General features: G+C 59.7%; 13 protein-coding genes and 4 pseudogenes. 15 read left to right on the top strand and 2 right to left on the bottom strand.

What is annotated here, in order from left to right:
- Window positions 1–207 precede the first annotated feature (207 nt).
- The 3 genes and pseudogenes from AB4N76_RS28015 to ada all read left to right on the top strand — a co-directional run bounded on the left by AB4N76_RS28015 (window position 208) and on the right by ada (window position 2581).
- A pseudogene (locus AB4N76_RS28015) lies at window positions 208–752 on the top strand (2OG-Fe(II) oxygenase).
- A 10-nt stretch (window positions 753–762) separates the two neighbouring features.
- Window positions 763–1428 carry a DNA oxidative demethylase AlkB gene (alkB, locus tag AB4N76_RS28010; protein ID WP_460163829.1) on the top strand — a complete coding sequence of 222 codons (666 nt, stop codon included), beginning with the start codon at window positions 763–765 and terminating at the stop codon, window positions 1426–1428.
- Window positions 1429–1515: 87 nt separating this feature from the next.
- Window positions 1516–2581 (top strand): annotated as a pseudogene (gene ada, locus AB4N76_RS28005) (bifunctional DNA-binding transcriptional regulator/O6-methylguanine-DNA methyltransferase Ada).
- On the opposite strand, the gene acuI reads toward ada, so the two are convergent.
- Complete coding sequence (gene acuI / locus AB4N76_RS28000) at window positions 2582–3565, bottom strand: acrylyl-CoA reductase (NADPH) (RefSeq protein WP_460163828.1); 984 nt, start codon at window positions 3563–3565, stop codon at window positions 2582–2584. It lies immediately after the preceding pseudogene.
- Window positions 3566–3741: 176 nt separating this feature from the next.
- Between acuI and AB4N76_RS27995 the strand changes: the two genes are divergently transcribed.
- The 9 genes and pseudogenes from AB4N76_RS27995 (at window position 3742) to AB4N76_RS27955 (ending at window position 12309) form a co-directional block, all read left to right on the top strand.
- Window positions 3742–6192, top strand: coding sequence for an autotransporter (locus AB4N76_RS27995; RefSeq protein WP_460163827.1), 2451 nt, complete (start codon window positions 3742–3744; stop codon window positions 6190–6192).
- Window positions 6193–6303: 111 nt separating this feature from the next.
- Window positions 6304–7368, top strand: coding sequence for an NAD(P)H-dependent flavin oxidoreductase (locus AB4N76_RS27990; protein WP_460163826.1), 1065 nt, complete (start codon window positions 6304–6306; stop codon window positions 7366–7368).
- A gap of 140 nt (window positions 7369–7508) precedes the next feature.
- Entirely contained in the window at window positions 7509–8276 is a 768-nt protein-coding gene (modA, locus tag AB4N76_RS27985) for a molybdate ABC transporter substrate-binding protein (protein WP_460163825.1), read from the top strand.
- Window positions 8277–8957 (top strand): molybdate ABC transporter permease subunit, encoded by a 681-nt coding sequence (modB, locus tag AB4N76_RS27980; RefSeq protein ID WP_258668262.1) that lies wholly within the window; start codon window positions 8277–8279, stop codon window positions 8955–8957.
- Window positions 8958–8960: 3 nt separating this feature from the next.
- A pseudogene (gene modC, locus AB4N76_RS27975) lies at window positions 8961–10042 on the top strand (molybdenum ABC transporter ATP-binding protein).
- Between the two features lie 76 nt (window positions 10043–10118).
- Window positions 10119–11162, top strand: a pseudogene (locus AB4N76_RS27970) (DNA topoisomerase IB).
- A gap of 72 nt (window positions 11163–11234) precedes the next feature.
- Window positions 11235–11456: a hypothetical protein gene (locus tag AB4N76_RS27965; protein WP_046027392.1), complete on the top strand. Its 222-nt coding sequence runs from the start codon at window positions 11235–11237 to the stop codon at window positions 11454–11456.
- A gap of 132 nt (window positions 11457–11588) precedes the next feature.
- Window positions 11589–11819: a hypothetical protein gene (locus tag AB4N76_RS27960; RefSeq protein WP_007946177.1), complete on the top strand. Its 231-nt coding sequence runs from the start codon at window positions 11589–11591 to the stop codon at window positions 11817–11819.
- A 205-nt stretch (window positions 11820–12024) separates the two neighbouring features.
- Entirely contained in the window at window positions 12025–12309 is a 285-nt protein-coding gene (locus AB4N76_RS27955; RefSeq protein WP_046027393.1) for a hypothetical protein, read from the top strand.
- 5 nt (window positions 12310–12314) lie between these two features.
- On the opposite strand, the gene AB4N76_RS27950 is transcribed toward AB4N76_RS27955, so the two are convergent.
- Complete coding sequence (locus AB4N76_RS27950) at window positions 12315–13010, bottom strand: TetR/AcrR family transcriptional regulator (RefSeq protein ID WP_046027394.1); 696 nt, start codon at window positions 13008–13010, stop codon at window positions 12315–12317.
- 178 nt (window positions 13011–13188) lie between these two features.
- Here AB4N76_RS27950 and AB4N76_RS27945 point away from each other — a divergent pair, with 178 nt between their 5' ends.
- The 3 genes from AB4N76_RS27945 to AB4N76_RS27935 all read left to right on the top strand — a co-directional run bounded on the left by AB4N76_RS27945 (window position 13189) and on the right by AB4N76_RS27935 (window position 16781).
- Complete coding sequence (locus AB4N76_RS27945) at window positions 13189–14025, top strand: NAD(P)H-binding protein (protein WP_460164651.1); 837 nt, start codon at window positions 13189–13191, stop codon at window positions 14023–14025.
- Window positions 14026–14274: 249 nt separating this feature from the next.
- Window positions 14275–16059 (top strand): DUF1538 domain-containing protein, encoded by a 1785-nt coding sequence (locus AB4N76_RS27940; RefSeq protein ID WP_109784741.1) that lies wholly within the window; start codon window positions 14275–14277, stop codon window positions 16057–16059.
- Complete coding sequence (locus AB4N76_RS27935) at window positions 16056–16781, top strand: P-II family nitrogen regulator (protein WP_460163824.1); 726 nt, start codon at window positions 16056–16058, stop codon at window positions 16779–16781. Before AB4N76_RS27940 ends, AB4N76_RS27935 begins: the two co-directional genes overlap by 4 nt.
- Window positions 16782–16809: the final 28 nt, after the last annotated feature.

Raw genomic sequence — 16809 nt, 5'->3', positions numbered from 1 at the left:
GAAATTTGACCGCAAGCGCCGGAGTGTTCGCCCCCTCCCCCTGTTTAGACTGACTACCTCAACCTTGGGTCAAGGAGTCAGAATATGCTGGAGCAACAACTCGATGAGGATGGCTGGGCCATTATCAGATCGCTCCTCAGCGCCCCGGACTGCGACGAAATCAGCGCCTTTTATGGGGAGCCCGAACGCTTTCGTTCTCAGGTGATAATGGCTCGTCACGGTTTTGGTCGGGGCGAGTACAAATACTTCAAATACCCTCTACCGGATCCCGTCGCTCGATTGCGCAGCGAGCTCTACCCCGGCCTGGTACCGATTGCCAATCGCTGGCACGAATGCATGGGGCTGCCGACGCGCTTCCCCGCATCGCATGAAGCTTTTTGCAACGCTGCCATGCCGCCGGTCAGGAGCGCCCCACGCCCTTGTTGCTGCAATATGGCCCGCAGGACTACAACTGCCTGCATCAGGACCTGTACGGCGAACACGTTTTCCCATTGCAAGTGGCGATTCTTCTGTCAGAACCGAACGAAGACTTTACCGGCGGCGAGTTCTTGCTGACCGAACAGCGCCCCCGAATGCAATCACGCCCTCAAGTCATTGACCTGAGAAAAGGCGATGCCGTGATCTTTGCCGTCAGCCAGCGGCCGGTCAAAGGTGTTCGCGGGTATTACCGAGTGAACATGCGCCACGGCGTGAGTCGCCTGCACAGCGGAAAACGGCATACCCTTGGAATCATCTTTCACGATGCGTTATGAGTCATGAGTCATGAGCCCAATTACCCTGGATTTGTTTGCTGACACCGAACCCGAGCAACCGCCCAGGCGCTTGCAGATCGGTGAACAATCCTGCGTCCTGCGCGGCTTCGCCCTGCCCTGGCTGGACCCGTTGCTGATCGCCCTGGACGCAATCCTGGCAGCCGCGCCGTTTCGGCAGATGGTTACGCCCGGCGGCTTTACCATGTCAGTGGCCTTGAGCAGTTGCGGCACCTGGGGCTGGACCACCGACCGAAGCGGCTATCAATACACACGCGACGACCCACAGACCGGAAATCCCTGGCCCGAGATGCCTGAAGTGTTTTTCGAACTGGCCCAAGCAGCGGCACGTGAAGCGGGATTTGCGGCGTTTGTTCCCGATTCCTGCCTGATCAACCGCTATGTTCCGAGGGCCAAAATATCATTGCACCAGGACAAAGACGAAAACTCCTACGCAGCACCGATCGTGTCGGTGTCGCTGGGGTTGCCGGCGACCTTCCTGTTCGGTGGCTTCGAACGAGGCGATAAAAGCCAGCGCGTGCCGCTATTCCATGGCGACATCGTAGTCTGGGGTGGCGTGGACCGCTTGCGCTATCACGGCGTACTGCCGATCAAGGACGGGCATCATCCAAGGCTGGGCGAACAACGGATCAACTTCACGTTTCGCACTGCGCGATGATGCGCTCGAATTTGACCGCAAGACCCGGAGTGCTGCGCCACTTCTGTCTGATTAATCTGAATGAAACAGGTCAATGGAAATACCGACATGACAACTCATTCGACTAAAACAGTGACTGAAATCGATCCTCGCTGGGCCGCGGTCGTCGCCCGCGATCCTGCCGCGGACGGGCAATTTGTCTATGCCGTAAAAACCACCGGCATCTACTGTCGCCCCAGCAGCCTCGCACGTTTGCCAAAACCGCAGAATGTGGAGTTTTTCGACACGCCGGAGCAAGCTCAGGCGGCAGGCTATCGTCCGAGCAAACGAGCCGTTAAAGATCAAAGTGATGTCGCCGCTCAACACGCGGCCACGGTGGCCGCAGCCTGCCGGCACATCGAGTCCGCCGAAAATCTGCCTGCACTCAATGAACTGGCCGACGCAGCGGGCCTGAGCAGTTTCCATTTCCATCGAGTGTTCAAAGCCGTCACCGGGCTGACACCCAAGGGCTACGCCACGGCCCATCGCTCGCGCAAGGTGCGCGAACGTCTGGCTGATGGGGGGACCATCACCGACGCTCTGTATGAGGCCGGTTTCAACTCCAACAGTCGATTCTATGAAGCAGCCGATCACCTGTTAGGCATGAAACCTGGAGACTACCGCGCTGCCGGACAGAACAACGACATCCGCTTTGCCGTCGGCCAGTGCTCCCTGGGGGCGATTCTGGTTGCGCAAAGTGAACGCGGCGTTTGCGCGATTTTGCTCGGGGACGACCCGCACCAGTTGGTCTGCGATCTGCAAGACAAGTTTCGCCGCGCGAACCTGATCGGTGCCGACCATGATTTCGAGCAATTGATCGCCAAGGTTGTAGGGTTTATTGAAGCCCCGGCCATCGGCCTCGACTTGCCGCTGGACGTACGCGGCACGGCGTTCCAGGAACGCGTCTGGCAAGCCCTGCGTGAGATTCCCGCCGGCCGTACCGCCAGCTATGCCGACATCGCCCAACGCATCGGTTCGCCGAAGGCGGTGCGCGCCGTGGCCCAGGCATGTGGCGCGAACAGCCTGGCGGTGGCAATCCCTTGCCATCGCGTGGTACGCAGCGATGGCAACCTGTCGGGTTATCGCTGGGGGGGTTGAGCGCAAGCGTCAGTTGCTGGAACGCGAGACGCGCTGATCAGCGATTCACATCGACCACCACCCGCCCGCGCAATTGCCCGGCAAGCAAGCGCGGTGCGGCATCGATGGCTTCACTCAAGCCGATTTCATGGCTGATCAGCGGCAACAACGAGAAGTCCAGGTCCTTGGCCAGTCGATTCCAGGCCAACACGCGTCTGGCCTTTGGCTGGGTCACGCTGTTGATCCCGGCCAAGGTCACACCGCGCAAAATGAACGGGGCGACAGAGGCCGGGAAGTCCATGCCTTGTGCCAGGCCACAGGCCGTTACCGTGCCATTCGCCTTCGTACTGGCACAGGCATTGGCCAATGTGTGGCTGCCGACCGAGTCGATGACCGCCGCCCAACGCTCTTTGGCCAGTGGTTTGCCGGGTTCGGACAACGTAGCGCGGTCGATGATTTCACTCGCTCCCAGCTGTTTGAGGTAGTCGTGCTCGGACGTGCGCCCGGTGGATGCGACGACGCGATAGCCCAGTTTGCTCAGCAGCGCGATGGCGAAACTGCCGACACCGCCGTTGGCACCGGTCACCAGCACTTCGCCTTGCTCGGGCGTCACGCCGTTATGCTCCAGCGCCAGGATGCTCAGCATGGCCGTGTAGCCTGCCGTGCCGACCGCCATGGCCTGAGCGGTGGTAAATTCCTCTGGCAACGGGATCAGCCAGTCACCGTTCAGACGTGCTTTCTGTGCCAGCCCGCCCCAATGCCCTTCGCCTACACCCCAGCCATTGAGTACGACTTGATCACCGACCTTGTAGTCCGGGTGATCACTGACTTCGACAGTACCTGCCAGATCAATCCCCGGCACCATCGGAAACTTTCGCACCACCGGACTGCTGCCGGTAATTGCCAATCCATCCTTGAAGTTCAGCGTGCTGTACGCCACGCGTACCGTTACATCGCCCTCGGGCAGTTGATCGTCATTGATCTCTTGAAGTGTGGCCCGGTAGCCGCTGTCATCTTTGTCGATCAAAATGCCTTTGAACATCACTGCCTCTCAATGGAGTCAATCAGGTGGACCCTTGAAATACCACAAAGAAACATCTCGCCGTACAAGACTTTAAGCTAAAGCGTCTAAGTGCCGAGCGTTTCCACCCGGTCCGACTATGCTGTTTTTCGCGGTACTGAAATACCCGAAAAGCCGTCTCGTCAATGGAGCTGACAATGCCTCACCCCCGCTTCCGTATCGTTCTGCTGATGCTCTGCCTGTTGTTTTTTACCTCGGTGCAGGCCGCACCGACGACCCATTCCGGGGCCCCTGCCAACGAGGCACCGTCAGCGCCGACCTGGCCTCAAGTTCTGACCAGCGGGGATACCAGGCTAACCGTTTACCAGCCACAGCTCGACAGTTGGGACGGTTACACCTTGCAGGCGCGGGCAGCGGTCGAGGCCACCGGGGCCGATGGAAAATCCACCTACGGCATTGTGCAATTCAGCGCCCATACGCTGGTCGACAAAGCCACCCGCTGGGTTGCGCTCGATCAATACACCCTCATCAAAGCCGATTTCCCATCCAGCGCTGCACAAGCCGACACCTGGGTCATGGCCCTGCAAAAAGACGCGACCGATCGCAAGAAAACCATTTCCCTCGATCAACTGGAAGCCGCTGTGGGGGTGCTTGCCGCCGAGAAAAAGTCCAGTGGCGAACCTATCGAGAACGCGCCGCCGGCAATCATCACCTCTGATGTACCGGCGATCCTGGTGTACATCGATGGGGAACCGGCTTATCGCCCGGTAGTCGGCACTTCGCTGGAGCGGGTCATCAACACCCGCCCGCTGCTGCTCAAGGATGCTCAAGGCAAACACTACCTGCATGTATTTGATGGCTGGATGATCGCGGATCAGTTGGGCGGCCAATACACGCCGGTGCCATCGCCCTCGGCCGAACTGGAGACCGCCAGGAAAGCTGCGATCCAGAGCCGTCAGGTCGACCTGCTGACCGGTCAGAGTGATCCAAAGGACAAGATACCGACCCTGGCCAAGCCACCGATCCCGCAGATCCATATCGCCACCGCGCCGACCGAGCTGATCGTCACCGACGGTGCGCCCCAGTGGCAACCGATTGAAGGTACACAACTGCTTTATGTCACCAACACTACCGGACACCTCTTCAAGGAAATCGGTGACCAGGACAGTTATGTGCTGATCTCCGGACGCTGGTTCAAGGCAACTGACATGAAGGGGCCATGGACCTTCGTCCCCGCCGACAAACTGCCCACCGACTTCGCCAACATTCCCGATGACAGCGCCAAGGAGAACGTGAAGGCCTCCGTTGCCGGCACGCCACAGGCCAAGGAAGCCGCCATTGCGGCCACCATCCCGCAAACCTCGGCGATCAACAAAAGCGCGGTCAAAATGAGTACGCCGCAGTTCGACGGAGAACCGCAACTCCAGGCCATCAGCGGCACGCCGCTGCAATACGTGGTGAACACAGCAACGCCAATCATCATGGTCAACGCCAACAGCTGGTATGCGGTCGAGAACGGCATCTGGTTCAACGCCAGCTCGGTTCAAGGCCCATGGCTGGTCGCCACTTCCGTGCCGGCAGTGATCTACTCGATTCCACCGAACTCACCGATGCACTACATCACTCACGTCAAAGTCTACGAGGCCAATGGCGACACCGTGGTGGTGGGTTATACGCCGGGGTATCAGGGCACCACAATTGATCCGGACAGCGGCGTGGTGGTTTATGGCACGGGTTATCCCTATACACCGTGGGTGGGCAGCGTCTGGTACGGGCCACCCGTAACCTACGGATTTGGCGTCGCCATGCGCTACACCCCTTGGACCGGCTGGACATTCGGCTTTGGTTTCGGCTGGAGTTGGGGTGGCAGCACCGTGGCCATGGGTTGGGGTTGGGGCGCCTATCCCTGGTGGGGAAATTACGGCTGGGGGTATGCCTGGGGCCCTCACCTTTATCCGGCGCCATTGCCTTGGGCCGGCGGCGCCTATGGCTATCACGGTGGCGCTGTTGCCTGGGGCCCCGGTGGCTGGGCCGGTACAACTGGCAACATCTACCGCCAATGGGGTGATCGAGCGTCAGTCAGTCGATACGGTGCCGGCTACAACGCCTGGACCGGCAATCGCTGGGCGGGTGAGGTTGGCTCTTCCTACAACTCACGGACCGGTGTCGCGGCAGCCGGTCAACGCGGCGCGGTGCACAACGTTTACACCGGCAATTATGCGGCGGGGCGCAGTGGCGTTGCTGTAGGGCCTGATGGCGGCGCGATCGCGGGGCAGCATGCAACAGTCGGCAATGCTCGTTACGGGACGCAGGTCGATGCCAACCGTGGTGCCGTTTACAACCCCAACACCGGAAATACCACCCAGTACGGCGGCATCAGCGGACGTAACTCAGGCGTAGGTCATGTCGGTGGCAACGTCTACGCCGGGCATGATGGCAACGTCTACAGAAAAACCGATGATGGCTGGCAGTCGATGGTCAGGGGCGGCGAAACTCGAGTCAACCCGGTGAACACCACGCAAATGCAAAGCCTGGATCGGGAGTCTGCCGCCCGCGACTTCGGCAACCAACGTTTTAACAACTACCACAGCTCCTCTCAGTTCATGAGTCATTCGTTTGGGGGCGGCGGTGGCCTGCATCGACGCTAAGCGCGGTTTTCCAGCAAGCCGGCCAAAAGTCGGCTGGCCCTGCGCCAGTCATTGCTGGTAAAAACCTGTTCTACCGTCCCTGCCCTGTTTTGATGTCGGAGAATCATTCAAATGAGCCAATGGCCAGACACCCGCATTCTTGACCTGCTTGGTATCGACCTGCCAATCATCCAGGCCCCCATGGCCGGCGCCAATGGATCGGCAATGGTCATCGCAGCGAGTAACGCCGGCGGTCTGGGCTCGATGCCTGCGGCCATGCTGAGCATCGAGCAACTGCGCGAGGAGCTGAAGACGATTCGCCAACACTGCCAGCGCCCATTCAACATCAACTATTTCTGCCATCAACCTCCGGCGCCTGATGAGCAGCGCGCCCGGGACTGGAAGCAACTGCTGGAACCTTACTACCGGGAGCTGGGCGTCGATTTCGAAGCACCGACGCCCGTTTCAAATCGAGCGCCGTTCGATGCCGCCGCCTGTGAGTTGGTCGAAGAGTTTCGCCCTGAAGTCGTGAGCTTTCACTTCGGCCTCCCGGAAAAATCCCTGCTGGACCGGGTAAAAGCCACCGGCGCCAAAATACTTTCCTCAGCCACTACCGTCGAAGAAGCTGTCTGGCTGGAACAGCATGGCTGCGACGCCATCATCGCCATGGGTTACGAGGCCGGTGGTCATCGCGGGATGTTCCTCAGCGAGGATCTGAGCAGCCAGGTGGGGACGTTCGCCTTGGTGCCTCAGATCGTTGATGCCGTGAAAGTACCGGTGATTGCTGCCGGCGGGATCAGTGATGCGCGAGGCGTTGCGGCCGCCTTCATGCTGGGCGCTTCGGCGGTACAGGTGGGCACTGCTTACTTGTTCACGCCAGAAGCCAAGGTCAGCAAGTCTCACTACACAGCGTTGCGCACGGCAAAAGAAAGCGAGACTGCCGTCACCAACATTTTCACGGGGCGCCCCGCCCGCGGAATTCTCAACCGGGCGATGCGCGAACTCGGGCCGATCAGCGATAAAGCGCCGACCTTCCCGCTCGCCGGCGGCGCGCTGATGCCGTTGCGAGCCAAGGACGAGGCAGACTTCAGCAACCTGTGGGCTGGTCAGGCGTTCCGATTGAGCGCTGAAATGACGACAGCAGAATTGACCCGACGCCTGGCAGAAGAAGCATTGGCCAAGCTGACCCGTCTATAAGATCAGCCCTGTAGCCGCCAAAGGTTGCGGCACAGGTTTATGCGACAAACCAACACGTTCCGTTTGAAGGCATTTCGCTATATATTCTTTTATATAGCGATTACCCCCATTGCTGCACTCGCCTACCACGGAGCCATTTGATGACCAGTCGTGCCTCACGTTTTGCCCCTTCCTGCCTCGCCAGCCTGATCGCAGTCTTTACTTTCAGCTCCGCCCACGCGGACGAAGTCCAGGTCGCCGTTGCTGCCAACTTTACTGCCCCGATCCAGGCCATCGCTGCCGATTTCGAGAAAGACACCGGGCACAAACTGGTCGCCGCGTACGGTGCAACTGGCCAGTTCTACACCCAGATCAAGAATGGCGCGCCGTTCGAAGTGTTCCTCTCGGCAGATGACAGCACACCGCAAAAACTCGAAACCGAAGGCGACACGGTCAAGGGCTCCCGCTTCACCTACGCCATTGGCACCCTGGCGTTGTGGTCGGCCAAAGATGGCTACGTCGATGCCAAGGGCGACGTGCTGAAAAAGAACGAATACGCACACCTGTCCATCGCCAACCCCAAAGCCGCGCCTTACGGCCTGGCCGCCACTCAAGTACTGGCCAAGTTGGGCCTGACCGACAAGGTCAAGGACAAGATCGTTGAAGGCCAGAACATCACCCAGGCTTATCAGTTCGTTTCCACCGGCAACGCCGAACTTGGCTTTGTAGCCTTGTCGCAGATCTACAAAGACGGCAAAGTCACCAGCGGTTCGGCGTGGATCGTACCGGCCGACATGCATGACCCGATCAAACAAGACGCGGTGATCCTCAACAAAGGCAAGGACAACCCGGCTGCCAAGGCGCTGGTTGATTACCTCAAGGGGCCGAAAGCTGCCGCTGTCATCAAATACTACGGTTACCAACTCTAAATGACGCTGACGAGTGCCGACTTCGCCGCCATCTGGCTGACCCTCAAACTGGCGTCCCTGACGACAGCCATTCTGCTAGTCATCGGCACTCCGATTGCGTTATGGCTGTCGCGCACCCGCTCCTGGTTGCGCGGCCCGGTCGGGGCGATCGTCGCCCTGCCCCTGGTCCTGCCGCCCACGGTGATTGGTTTTTATTTGTTACTGGTGCTAGGGCCTCACGGCGTTGTTGGCCAGTTCACTCAATCGCTGGGGCTCGGCACCCTGACATTCAGTTTTGCGGGGCTGGTCGTCGGCTCGGTGCTTTATTCAATGCCGTTCGTGATTCAGCCGCTGCAAAACGCGTTCTCCGCCATCGGCACTCGTCCGCTGGAAGTCGCCGCAACCTTACGTGCCAATCCGTGGGACACCTTCTTCAGCGTGATCCTGCCGCTGGCGCGACCCGGTTTTATCACCGCGGCGATTCTCGGATTCGCCCACACCGTCGGCGAGTTCGGCGTGGTGCTGATGATCGGCGGCAACATTCCGGACAAGACCCGCGTGGTTTCAGTGCAAATCTACGATCACGTTGAAGCCATGGAATACACCCAGGCCCATTGGCTGGCCGGGGCGATGCTGGTGTTCTCCTTTGCAGTATTGCTGGCGCTGTACTCCAGCCGTAAAACCAAAGCGGGCTGGAGCTGATCGATGATCGATATGCGTCTGAAACTCAGCTATTCGGGGTTCGCCCTGGACGTGGACTTGCAAATGCCCGGCCGTGGAGTGACGGCACTTTACGGACACTCGGGCTCTGGAAAGACCACTTGCCTGCGCTGTATCGCGGGCCTGGAGCGAGACCCAACAGGGTTTCATCCGGGTCAACGATGAGGTCTGGCAGGACAGCGAAAAGAAGATTTTTGTCCCGCCGCATAAGCGCGCGCTGGGTTATGTCTTCCAGGAAGCCAGCCTGTTTTCGCATCTGTCGGTGTTGGCGAATCTGGAATTTGGCCTCAAGCGCATCCCGAAACAACAGCGTCGGGTCGACATGGGTCATGCCACGGAACTGCTGGGAATCGGCCATCTGTTGGAGCGTCACCCGCAGCACCTTTCCGGTGGCGAACGGCAGCGAGTCGGCATCGCCCGTGCGCTGCTCACCAGCCCGCAACTGTTGCTGATGGACGAACCGCTGGCAGCGCTCGACAGTCAGCGAAAAAACGAAATCCTGCCGTACCTGCAACGCCTGCACGATGAACTGGAAATCCCGGTGCTGTACGTCAGTCACTCGCAGGATGAGGTGGCCCGACTGGCCGACCATATCGTCCTGCTCAGCGAGGGCAAGGCACTGGCCAGCGGCCCCATCGGGAGAAACCCTCGCGCGCCTCGACCTGCCAATGGCGTTGGGCGACGACGCGGGTGTGGTGATCGAGGGGCACGTGAGCGCGTATGACGCCCACTATCAGTTGTTGACCTTGCAGTTGCCTGATACCGACCTGGGCATTCGCGTAGCCCATGCACCTATGCCGCTTGGCCAGGCACTGCGTTGCAAAGTTCAAGCGCGCGATGTCAGCCTGAGCCTGCATGGCATCGAGCAAAGCAGCATCCTCAATCGCTTGCCGGTAACAGTCATCAGTGAAATCGGTGCCGATAATGCCGCCCACGTGCTGATCCGCCTGAACGCCGCGGGCACGCCTTTGCTGTCACGCATCACCCGCTATTCTCGCGACCAGTTGGGGGTGCATCCCGGACAGCAACTCTGGGCACAAATCAAAGCGGTGGCTGTCCTGGCTTGAATCCGCTGGCACGACGGCGAATGGGTGCGGTCAATGGCTGTATTGCCCCCTGATTTGTCGTCGAGGATGACGCGCCATGGCCGATAACGCGCTGCCAGATGTGATTGCCACCCGACCTGCACTATGTCGATGACACGCAGCCCGGAATCACCCGCAAACTATTGCGTGGAAAATTCAGCTACTTCGACCCTTCCGCTCAACGCATTACAGACCCGGACGAAATCAAACGCCTCAATGCCCTTGCCGTGCCGCCGGCGTATACGGAGGTGTGGATTTGCGCCGACCCACGCGGCCATCTGCAAGCCACCGGTCGCGACGCTCGCGGGCGCAAGCAATACCGCTACCACCCGCGCTGGCGTGAAGTGCGTGATGCCGATAAATACTCGCGCCTGCGGGACTTTGGCCTGGCGTTGCCAACCTTGCGTAAACAGCTCGAAACGTTGCTGGCGGCGCCCGGCTTCAGCCGAGACAAAGTCATGGCCACTGTCATCACCTTGCTCGATGCGACATTGATCCGGGTCGGAAACACGCAATACGCCCGGGACAATCGCTCCTATGGCCTGACCACCCTGCGCAGCCGTCACGTTGAAGTCAACGGCAGTGCGATCCGGTTCCAGTTTCGCGGCAAGAGCGGTGTCGAGCACCAGATCACAGTGAAAGACCGGCGCCTGGCACGCATCATCAAGCGCTGTCAGGACATTCCCGGGCAAAACCTGTTTCAGTATCTGGATGAAAACGGCGAGCGGCACACCATCAGTTCCGCCGACGTCAACGCCTACCTGCAAACCCTCACGGGCGCCGATTTCACTGCCAAGGACTACCGCACCTGGGCGGGCAGTGTGCTGGCGTTGTCCGTGTTGCGCGACCATGCCGTGGGAACCGGAGTCGGAGGCGAAACGACAAGTCGTGGAAATGGTCAAAAACGTCGCCAGGCAACTGGGCAACACGCCTGCGGTGTGCCGAAAATGCTATATCCATCCGGCAGTGTTCGACGCCTTTTGGCTAGGAGCCTTGGCTGAACTGCCCAGACCCAGGTTGCGTAAAGGGACTCAGGCCAGAGGAAGTCGGGCTGGCAATGTTCCTTGAGCGAATGATCGCCACTGCTGAAGCGACGAACTGACCTGTCTATTTTTTGCACGATCACAAAGAACTTCTATAGTTGATCTGAACAAGAATTAGCTACGGTGACGCCATGGAAGACATTTTCGTTGTGAAGCGATGCAACAAGATCATCATTCATGGTCGCCGAGCCGGAGAAGCGGGTCACCCGCCACCCGACGCTGCCGTCTGGTATCGCATCGCCGACACTCGCACCCAGGGTTTCATCGGCGATGGCTACGATTCTGAAGCGGATGCCAGAAAAGAATGCCAACGGCTCAATGCCACGTCGCAACTGATGGTCCGTCAAGGTTGATGACCATTCACCCGTCTGCTGCGGGACTATACTGAGAAATAGCTGAAGGATCAGTGACCCCATCGGCAGACAGCTCGCACCCAGCGGGCTTTTTGCTGCCAATTGCCAGGTTCTTCAACGGAGGTGTTTGCCATGTCCGAAAAAGAGTCCATCACCACCCTCCTCACCCTGCTTGACTCCCGCCAGGCTCGCCTTGCTGCCGCGTGCAAGGAAATTGCCGACTGGGTCGATCATCAAGGAGGGCACCCTACAGCCCTCAGAATTCGTGACCGGCTGAACGACATCGAAAAAGACACGCCTCTGATTCGAAACACGCTGTCGTCGTTGAAACCTGTCGACCCGCCCCTCCCACGGTTCAGATGATTCGATCCGGACACGCGACGCGAGAACAGGGCCTGTTTCAGGGCACATGAACGGCGACCTCATCGTCACCGTGTTCGCCCCTGCCTGAGTATCTGCCGCTCCCCCAACCCGGCCTTGCGCTGGGCTTTTTTTGCTCGCAACACAGCGATCGAACGCTGTCGTTCGCCAGGGGTCAAACCATCACACGTCGCGAAGGAGACGTACCATGGTCACCCACTTCAAAGTCAGCGGGCATCTGGCCTGCGGTCACAAGGGCAGCAACCTCACTTCCACCCAGGAATTGAATCGGGTGAAATGCCGAAGCTGCCGAAACACCGATGCGTACAAGGAAGCGCGCAAGGCCCAGCGCAATGCAGCACGCCGTGCCGCACGCAAGACCAAAGCCACTCACACCGCCAATGATTGGCGTGCCGCCTGGGTCGAACGGCTCTCCGCCATGGCCGGGTTGCAAAGACTGCCTCGTGGTTTTGCCGGCCAACCTTTTGTTTAACAGGCTCAGTTGACAGCAGGGTCGACTTCGCTCGACCCGGTGCTGCCCAAAGCATCGCTTGCGGGTGCCATGATTTCCGCGAGCGACATGCGCTTGAACGCATCCACCAGTCGCCGCCCCTCTTCAGGTTCGCAGGTGATGGCCAACCGCATGGTCGCTTCACCCAGTTGCCAGATCAAAAAAGCGGCATCCGCAACGCGCTGCACATCACTGCCTGGAAATACTCGCAGCATCGTATCGGTCAGTAACCGGCCCGCCACACGACTCTCTTCCAACTCCAGCGCCACCAATTGCTTGTCGGCCTGCATCCCCGACCAGATATCACGCATCGCGGGCTCTGCCTGAACAATGTCGAAGTATTGATCGAGCAGGTTCGCATAGGCCTCGCGCAACCCTGCCGCGTCCTGAACCGCTGCCAGTGCGGCTTCGATACACCGGCGACTCTCGGCGTTATAGCGCTCGGCCAGTGTGCGGATCACCGAGCTCTTGTCTGGAAAATACTGATAAAGCGACCCGATCGATATCTCCGAGCGCTCGGCAATTTCACTCATCTTTAACGAATCGCTGCCCTTGGTCGCGATCAGCTGCGTTGCCACGGCAAGGATTCGCTCCAGCCGCTCGCGACTACGTTGTTGCGTGGGATTACGTCGCGCTGGCTCTGAAATGGTTTTCTCGAGCCCGGTGGTGGCTTTCTTCGGCACTGGCGTGATTCTCGATTAATAACGTGACAAGCACTCACCTTAGCACCGCCTATCCACACACCCAAGGAGATGGCCATACGTCGGTTTCCGTTCTGACGTTGGTTGACGGCAGAACATGAGCATCTATCATCTTTTTAACGTGAGTATTGCTCACATTAAATCGACGGAGATGAATGCGATGAACACCACCCAAAAAACCATCCTCATTCTCGGTGGCACGGGGAAAACAGGCCGGCGAATCCTCCAGCAATTGCAATCGGCTGGACGCCCGGTGCGCTCGGGTTCTCGTGGTGCAAATCCGCCCTTTGACTGGGAGGATCGAATCACCTGGGATGCGGAGCTTGATGGCGTTGATGCCGTTTACATCTCCTTTCAGCCGGACCTCGCCGTTCCTGGCGCCGTCGAAACGGTCCAGGCGTTTACCGACCTGGCCGTCAAACGTGGCGTGAGCAAACTGGTGCTGTTGTCCGGGCGCGGAGAAGCCGAAGCTGAACAAGCCGAACGCGTCATACAAAACAGCGGTGTCGACTGGACGATCTTGAGAGCCAGCTGGTTCTTCCAGAACTTCAGCGAAGCGCATTTTCTGGAGCCCATTCTTCAAGGCGAACTCGCCCTACCCGTCGGCAATATCGCGGAGCCCTTTGTCGACGTGGAGGATATTGCCGAGATTGCTGTCCAGGCGCTGACCGAACCTGGACACTCACGCCAGCTTTATGAGCTGACGGGCCCACGGGCGCTGACGTTCGCCGAGGCGGTCGATCAGATCGCTCAAGCGACCGGTCGCGGTATCCGCTTCCTCGCCGTGCCGCCGCGAGCCTATAAAGAGGCCTTGGAACAGGAACAACTTCCCGCCGGGTTAATTGACCTGGTGCTGTACCTCTTCACCACCGTGCTCGACGGGCGCAATACCCCCCTTGCCGACGGCGTCCAGCGCGCACTGGGCCGTCCGGCACGTGACTTTACCGATTATGTTCGGCGCACCGCAGCGACGGGTGTTTGGGCGAATGAAGGATGAGCAACACATTCGCTGCGCACTCAACATGAGCTCAATACCTGTTCGGTCATGCCGACCTTGACGACACAGCTCGCAACACCCGGACACAAATGCGCAATCAGCACCTTGACCGAAGTCAAAACTTCACCTGCTCACCGTAGGCAAAATTGTTCGCGGCCGGAATAGCACATCGGCTGTTAACCCGCGCCGCGACAATACGAGAGCACCTGTTAGTCGTACACCGGTAGATCAACCTGAACAGATGAGCCTATGAAAGACTCCATTCGCTACGCCGACTACATGCATATGATCGGAGCCGGTCGCCGCGAAATCCCCATGCGTGAACTGGTGTCCGCCCCCGTTCGCGATGCCGATGGCCGCTGGCAGGCCGCGCCCCACAAAACTGCAAAATTACGAGCTGGCGAGATCGCCGCCATCCTCAAGCCTTATCTCAATGTCCGACTGATGGAGCAGGTTCGCGCTGTGGTGCCCTTGGCCCTGTACCTGGTGCTGTTTCAGATCATCATCCTGCGCCAGTTGGTGGAGGATTCGCTGCTTGTCACGGGCGGCTTGTTCGCCGTGATCGTCGGGCTGATGTTGTTTATGGAAGGGCTGAAACTCGGCCTGATGCCCTTCGGCGAAATAATCGGCAGCAACCTTCCGCGCAAGTTATCCCTGCCAGTTGTGTTGCTGGTTACCTTGCTGCTGGGTATCGGGGTGACTTTCGCCGAACCCGCTATCGGCGCGCTGCGCGCCGCTGGGCAGAACGTTTCTGCGCAGCGCGCGCCCTACCTCTGGGCGATACTCAACCAATGGACCAGCGAACTGGTCCTGGTTGTGGGGGCCAGCGTCGGTCTGGCCGCTGTAACCGGTACGCTGCGCTTCCTCTACGGCTGGAGCCTGAAGCCGTTGATCTATTTATCGCTGGCGCCCGTGCTGTTGCTGACGGTGTACATGTCCAGTGACCCTGAGCTTGCGAAAGTTATCGGCCTGGCTTGGGATGCTGGCGCGGTCACCACCGGGCCGGTCACTGTACCGCTGGTGCTGGCGCTGGGCATCGGCATCGCGGCTGCCGCCGGCAAGGGCGGTTCCGGGCTGTCCGGGTTCGGTATTGTCACCTTGGCTTCGCTGTTTCCCGTCATCGGGGTAATGCTGCTGGGCCTGTACGTGGCGGCTATCTCCTCGCCGGCGGAAATCGTCGCCGCCGCGCAAGCCGCTACCGAGGCCGGACAACTGGCGGCACCCTGGCACGAAGTCAGCCCCGGACTGGAGATTGTTTCGGGACTGCGGGCCATCGTGCCTTTGGTGATATTCCTGATGGTGGTGCTGAAACTGCTGTTGCGCCAGAACCTGCCGCGGCGCGGCGAGATCCTCCTCGGTATCGCACTCACCGTGGTGGGCATGTGCGTGTTCAATCTCGGGTTGACCTACGGTCTGTCGAAGCTGGGAGGAAGCGCGGGGTCGCTGATTCCGGCGGCCTTCATGCAGACACCCGGCGCGGACAACTCCCCGCTCTATATCTATCAAGTGGGACTGGTGCTGGCCTTGGCGTTCGCCTGGGTGCTCGGGTACGGGGCAACCGTCGCCGAGCCTGCGCTGAATGCGCTCGGCGTCACCGCCGAAACCCTTACCAACGGTTTTATCCGCAAGCGCAGCCTGATACGTGCTGTATCGATAGGCGTCGCCTGCGGTATTGCCGTAGGTGTGGCCAAACTGGTGTTCGGCCTGCCACTGGTCTGGCTGGTGGTGCCGCCCTATTTAATCGCTGTGGTACTGACGGTTTTTTCGACCGAAGAGTTCGTCAATGTGGCCTGGGATAGCGCCGGTGTCACCACGGGGCCCATCACCGTGCCGCTCGTTCTGGCCATGGGGCTGGGGCTGGGCAATGCCACTAACGCAGTCGAGGGTTTCGGCATTCTTTGTATGGCATCCGTCGGTCCTGTCATCAGCGTCATGCTGCTCGGACAGTGGGCCCGTTTCCAGTTGTGGAGACAGACAAAGGCCGCCACACAACAGCCTGCAAATCAATTATTGAACACCGGAGAAGCGGGATGAAAGCTGAAGGGATTACCTACCTGACTGACGTTGCACTGATCACCTGCATTGTCCCCGTCGGGCGTGCCGACCTGGTGATCCGTGCGGCGCAGGGCATGGGCGCACCAGGCGCCATTGTCTACCACGCCCACGGGCTTGGCCCCCGTGAGCGGCACGGCCTGCTCAGCATCGCCATCGATGCGGAGAAAGAAGTGGTCAGTCTGCTGGTCGCGGCCGACTATCAAGACGCAGTACTCGAGGCCATCTACCACGCGGCCAACCTGGATGTTCCCGGTGCGGGCATGATCTATGCGACACCCGTGGAAAAAGTCGCCACCTACATTCCCCGCGAAATGCTGGAACAAGGGGAGTGCCTCATGAGCGTGGCGGTTGCGGGTATTCCGGGCGGCGCGGCAAAACTCATTACCTGTGTGTTGCCCGACGATGGCACGGAACGCAGGCTGCTGCTGTTGTTGCAGGAGGCGCATGGCATTACGCGCGCGGACAGCGTCAGTTGCCGCGGCGTGGCCGTACTGCAGGCCGCCAAAGCCCCCCGCAACGAGGTGCCGGAGGCGGTTCTCTCCCGGGTGGTCAACGTGGTGGTGGATGAAGCCCAGGCCGAGACGGTGTTCGACTTCATTTGCACACACGCCGGGCTGACCGAGCCGGGCAGAGGCTCGGTGTACATGATTGCGTTAAATTTCGCGACGCCACTGGTGATGCCTACGGACGTAATGCAATAACGCAGCGCGAAGGTTGAGGGATTTTTAG

The sequence above is a fragment of the Pseudomonas sp. S2_F03 genome (genome assembly GCF_054668335.1).
This window is presented reverse-complemented; position numbering and strand designations above follow the sequence as displayed.

Bases quoted from the DNA above. Each gene is read 5' to 3' on its own strand.
- AB4N76_RS27940 (WP_109784741.1), top strand. From the start codon at position 14,275: ATGAAAGACTCCATTCGCTACGCCGACTACATGCATATGATCGGAGCC.
- modB (WP_258668262.1), top strand. From the start codon at position 8,277: ATGACGCTGACGAGTGCCGACTTCGCCGCCATCTGGCTGACCCTCAAA.
- AB4N76_RS27960 (WP_007946177.1), top strand. From the start codon at position 11,589: ATGTCCGAAAAAGAGTCCATCACCACCCTCCTCACCCTGCTTGACTCC.
- AB4N76_RS27945 (WP_460164651.1), top strand. From the start codon at position 13,189: ATGAACACCACCCAAAAAACCATCCTCATTCTCGGTGGCACGGGGAAA.
- alkB (WP_460163829.1), top strand. From the start codon at position 763: ATGAGCCCAATTACCCTGGATTTGTTTGCTGACACCGAACCCGAGCAA.
- acuI (WP_460163828.1), bottom strand. From the start codon at position 3,565: ATGTTCAAAGGCATTTTGATCGACAAAGATGACAGCGGCTACCGGGCC.
- modA (WP_460163825.1), top strand. From the start codon at position 7,509: ATGACCAGTCGTGCCTCACGTTTTGCCCCTTCCTGCCTCGCCAGCCTG.
- AB4N76_RS27955 (WP_046027393.1), top strand. From the start codon at position 12,025: ATGGTCACCCACTTCAAAGTCAGCGGGCATCTGGCCTGCGGTCACAAG.
- AB4N76_RS27995 (WP_460163827.1), top strand. From the start codon at position 3,742: ATGCCTCACCCCCGCTTCCGTATCGTTCTGCTGATGCTCTGCCTGTTG.
- AB4N76_RS27935 (WP_460163824.1), top strand. From the start codon at position 16,056: ATGAAAGCTGAAGGGATTACCTACCTGACTGACGTTGCACTGATCACC.
- AB4N76_RS27990 (WP_460163826.1), top strand. From the start codon at position 6,304: ATGAGCCAATGGCCAGACACCCGCATTCTTGACCTGCTTGGTATCGAC.
- AB4N76_RS27965 (WP_046027392.1), top strand. From the start codon at position 11,235: ATGGAAGACATTTTCGTTGTGAAGCGATGCAACAAGATCATCATTCAT.